The 4,493-nt window shown below is 41.2% G+C and carries 5 protein-coding genes; 3 read left to right on the plus strand and 2 right to left on the minus strand.

All coding sequences use genetic code 11. From position 1 onward, the window contains the following. Positions 1-566 precede the first annotated feature (566 nt). Positions 567-1,370: an alpha/beta fold hydrolase gene (locus tag ABZB17_RS20810; RefSeq protein ID WP_372653271.1), complete on the minus strand. Its 804-nt coding sequence runs from the start codon at positions 1,368-1,370 to the stop codon at positions 567-569. A gap of 190 nt (positions 1,371-1,560) precedes the next feature. Then, complete coding sequence (locus ABZB17_RS20815; protein WP_372653273.1) at positions 1,561-2,274, minus strand: pyridoxine 5'-phosphate synthase; 714 nt, start codon at positions 2,272-2,274, stop codon at positions 1,561-1,563. A gap of 69 nt (positions 2,275-2,343) precedes the next feature. Between ABZB17_RS20815 and ABZB17_RS20820 the strand changes: the two genes are divergently transcribed. The 3 genes from ABZB17_RS20820 to ABZB17_RS20830 all read left to right on the plus strand — a co-directional run. Then, positions 2,344-3,006, plus strand: a complete 663-nt coding sequence (locus ABZB17_RS20820) for a CBS domain-containing protein (protein WP_372653275.1) — start codon at positions 2,344-2,346, stop codon at positions 3,004-3,006. 13 nt (positions 3,007-3,019) lie between these two features. Beyond that, complete coding sequence (locus tag ABZB17_RS20825) at positions 3,020-3,910, plus strand: NAD kinase (protein WP_372653277.1); 891 nt, start codon at positions 3,020-3,022, stop codon at positions 3,908-3,910. Between the two features lie 307 nt (positions 3,911-4,217). After that, a partial coding sequence (locus tag ABZB17_RS20830; protein WP_372653279.1) for a hypothetical protein occupies positions 4,218-4,493 on the plus strand: 276 nt, incomplete at its 3' end.

Raw genomic sequence — 4,493 nt, forward strand, 5'->3', positions numbered from 1 at the left:
GTGATTGAGGAAGTGTTTAGGCGGTAGGCAATTGGCAATAGGCAAAAAGCCCCATCGGGGCGAAATGGAAAAACAAAGTTTTCAGTAATCAGTCGCAGTTTTCAGTTTTGCAATTCTACAGTGTTTTAGTTATAGGATTGGTGACCACTCAAAAAGCTTTGGATGTAAAGGCTACGTGATCAATGCCCCTGCAAAATGCGTTTGAAACCAACTTCTGTTACCTGGGCATGCAAAAAAACGCGTTTGAAACCAACTTCAGTTACCTGGGGACGAAAAAAAACGCGTTTGAAAGCTCCCTCAGCATCTGGGCATGCGAAAAAATGCGTTTGAAACCAACTTCTGTCACCTGTGGGAGCTTTAAAATCAGCGAGTTAGTGATTTGTGTTATGTGGCCTTGTATCTGAGTGCCGCATTTGGTGGGGCATTGGTGAACTATTACAATTTTGCAGTAGTATTGTTTAGCAATTGGTTTTTATGAGTTAACCACAAAGTTACACAAAGTAGGCGCAGAGTTTTACAAAGTTTCTGCTAATTAAAGCATTTAGGCATTGCCGCTATCGTAACGATCAGCAACACAAAAACACCGCTTCAGCAAACTTTTGTGGTTGTTCGGCGTGCAGCCAGTGTCCGGCATCAGGGATATCAACAATTCGTGCTTCCGGATAAATTTCTTTTATCAGTTCTATATCCTCGTCCTGAATGTACTTCGAAAGTAAACCACGGATAAAAATTACCGGGTAGGTTGTTATCGGAATTCGATCGTCGAGCCAGTGAATATTTACCCCACTAACAATTTCTTCCAGGTAATCGTAAAGCACTTCGGCATTCAGGCGCCATTGAAACTGTTTGGTTTTTTTGTTTTTCTCTACATTCTTCAGAAGAAACATCCTGATGCGTTCATCATCTATTTTTTCTGCCAGAAAATCATCCACGTCGTTACGCGATTTCACCATCGAAAAATCAATGTCCTGCATGGCCAGCAGAATATTCTGGTGCAGGTAAAACTGTCCCTCTTGTTTGAGTTGCAGGTAGTCTTTTGGGGCAATGTCGGCAATCACAAGTTTTTCTACCTTTTCAGGGTAATCGGCAGCAAACCACATGGCTGTTTTCCCACCCATGCTGTGCCCAAGTATGGTAGCTTTTTCAATGTTGTGCTTTTCGAAAAACTCCGCCAGGTCGTCGCGCATATCGTTGTAAGTATGCGATTCTGTAAATCCCGATCGCCCATGGTTGCGCTGATCGATCATATAAACCGTGTGCTTTTCGGCCAGTCGTTTCGAGATATTCATCCAGTTATCCGACGATCCGTAAAGTCCGTGTATAATTACCAGTGGCGATCCACTGCCTGTTTTTCGGTAATATAAATCCATAGTGTGTTAACTGCTCTTTGTCCTGTTTTGTTCTATTTAGTGTTACAGGAAAACTCAATGATTTCGATCTCTTTGATAAGAAAGCGTCAAAGGCAAGGCTTCCGAAGGTTTGAAAATTAGGGAGTTTACTAACGTAATCGACCGGTTTCAAACCGAGAGTAACGCAGCATTTGGCGTTTTCTTGCAAAGATTATTTTAGGCAATCGAGGTATTTCTGTATAGTAGTTTCCAATCCCAAATATAGCGCATCGGCGATTAGCGCATGACCGATTGAAACTTCTTTTAGGTTCGGGATTTTATGGTACATGTAATTCAGGTTCTCCAAACTTAAATCGTGACCGGCATTTACATCAATACCCAGGTTCTCGGCCATTTTAGCCGCCTTAACAAATGGCTCAATTGCTTTTACATGATCAATAGGGTATAACGTTGCATAAGGTTCGGTGTACAATTCAATACGGTCGGTTTTAATCTCGGCAGCACCTTCAACCGCTTTTTCATCCGGATCGACAAAAATAGATGTACGAATACCGGCTTCCTGCAAACGGGCAATCACATCTGTCAGAAACCCGAGATGTTTCCACGTGTCCCAGCCATGGTCGCTGGTTAATTGAGCATCGGTATCCGGCACCAGGGTAACCTGGTCGGCCTGCACTTCAATAACCATTTTCAGGAAATCTTCACTGGGGTAACCTTCAATGTTAAATTCAGTGGTTATCAGTGGTTTTATCTCGTAAACATCTTTACGTGTAATGTGCCGCTCATCGGGGCGTGGATGGATGGTAATTCCTTGAGCACCAAATTTTTGACAATTGACAGCGGCATCCTTAACGCTGGGCATTTTGCCACCGCGAGAGTTTCGCAGTGTTGCAATTTTATTTATATTTACACTAAGTCTGGTCATAACTAAAAATTTAAAGACGCAAGTTACTATTTTCAGGCTGAACGATTAACATTAAACAGTAAAGTTTTGTTGGCAGAAAAACTAATATCAGATGTAATTCCATCGGTAAGCAGTTCCGAAACGGGGCGTAAAGCGCTGAGCCATATGGATGTTTACCGTGTGTCGCATATCCCTGTGGTTGACGAGTCGAAATACCTGGGACTTGTTTCTGATAAATTAATATACGATCTGAACCTGGTAGAGGCACAGCTTTCAACGGCAATCGATAAACTGAATACCACGCATGCCCATAAAGATCAGCACATTTTCGAGCTGGCAATTGTAATGTATAAGCTGAAAATTAGTGTGTTGCCGGTGCTTGATGAAGATCATTATTACCTGGGGGCTATTACACTGTATGATTTGGCGCGGCGTTTTGCCAGCCTGTTTTCGTTGCAGGAAGTGGGCGGTGTGCTGGTTATCGAGATGAATGTGAGCGATTATTCCGTAGCGCAGATCAGCCAGATTGTGGAAAGTAACGATGTGAAAATACTCAGCTTCTTTATCGATCGTAAACCCGGTGCGAATGTGCTGGATGTTATTATTAAACTTGACTCAGAAGAATTGTCGGGAGTTGTTCAGGCACTTATGCGTTACGATTATAATGTTAAAGCCATTTACCAGGATCGGTCGATGTTAAATGACCTGTACCAGGATCGTTTCGATCAGTTTATGAAATTTATGAATATTTAAATCCATTCGAATAGTGAAAGTTGCAGTATTTGGTACGCTGGTTTCCGATGATTTTGTTCCTGTTTTGCAGGAATTTTTTGCCTTTTTGCGCTCAAAGAATATCGAAGTACAATTATACAAGCCTTTTTATTCTCACGTGGTTGAGGAGTTGAATAGCTCAACCTATTACACCTCGTTTTTTCATTCGTATTCCGATTTTGATCCCGACAATGATTTCATTTTTAGTGTTGGGGGCGATGGAACATTTCTGCAGTCGGTATTGAATATTCGTAATTTCGATATCCCCGTAATTGGACTGAACGGGGGCCGTTTGGGATTCCTGGCCGATATTTCAGAAGACCAGGTGCATAATGCTCTCGAAAGTATTTTTAGCAAGAACTATAAAATCGTAGAGCGTTCGATGCTGGAGATTGAATTCTCGAACCAGGAAAACCTCGACTTTAATTATGCATTGAATGAAATGACGGTGCTGAAAACCGATAACTCATCGATGTTAAATGTTACCGCACGGGTTAATGGCGAGTTTCTCAATAATTACTGGGCCGATGGTTTGATAATTGCCACTCCTACCGGATCAACGGCTTATTCCTTAAGTGTTGGTGGCCCTATTTTAACACCCAATTCGGCCAACTTTGTAATTACCCCGCTGGCACCACACAACTTAACCATACGCCCGATTGTAGTACCCGACACCAGCGAAATAGAACTTACCGTTGAAGGCCGGGGAACGAACTATCTTACTTCACTCGATTCGCGTTCGTTTGCTGTTGAGTTTTCTACCAAAATAAAAGTGAAAAAAGCGGGGTTCAAACTCAAAACATTACAACTGCCCGAACAGCCCTTTTTTAATACCCTGCGCAATAAGCTAATGTGGGGAATGGATCGCAGAAACTACAATTCATAGGGCTACTTAACAATTTTTAATCTTTGTTTCGGTTTTATAATAACAAAGGAGCATGTTATTTTTAGAATTATATTACTTTTGTAGCTTTTGAAAGCAAAAGATAAAACGTTTTTATACGTTTAAGTTCATTGATATTCAGTTTGTTATGAGTTTGGTTTTTGTTGGTTCACTGGTCTGTTTTTGTAACTTTTTCAGGATAAAAAAAACAGGGTTGAAACCAACAGCAATCTTTTCATTTCAAAATGGAGAAAGTGATAAAAATAACATGTCTGAAACCATTGTTAAATAAACGAAATTGAATACCATGATGAGAAAATTATTATTGGTGTTTGTTACAGTTTTGCTGACTGTTTCAGTACATGCACAAAAAACAGCTGACATCGGAATCTGGGGAGGTACATTAACATCGGTACATGGCGACATGGATGAAGATGCCCCGTTTCAATCGTTCAATTTAAATTTTGGAGCTTATTTCAGGTATAATTTTAATGCCCGCGTTGCCATGCGCGCCATGTTTCTTACCGGCAAATTTGCCAGCGAAGGAACAGTAGAGAGCGCACCATGGGAGTTTGATAAATCGGTA

Origin of the sequence: Draconibacterium sp., assembly GCF_041583095.1 — a bacterium.
Lineage (GTDB): Bacteria > Bacteroidota > Bacteroidia > Bacteroidales > Prolixibacteraceae > Draconibacterium.

Coding starts and splice junctions, on each gene's coding strand:
- ABZB17_RS20810 (WP_372653271.1), bottom strand. CDS start 1,370: ATGGATTTATATTACCGAAAAACAGGCAGTGGATCGCCACTGGTAATT.
- ABZB17_RS20815 (WP_372653273.1), bottom strand. CDS start 2,274: ATGACCAGACTTAGTGTAAATATAAATAAAATTGCAACACTGCGAAAC.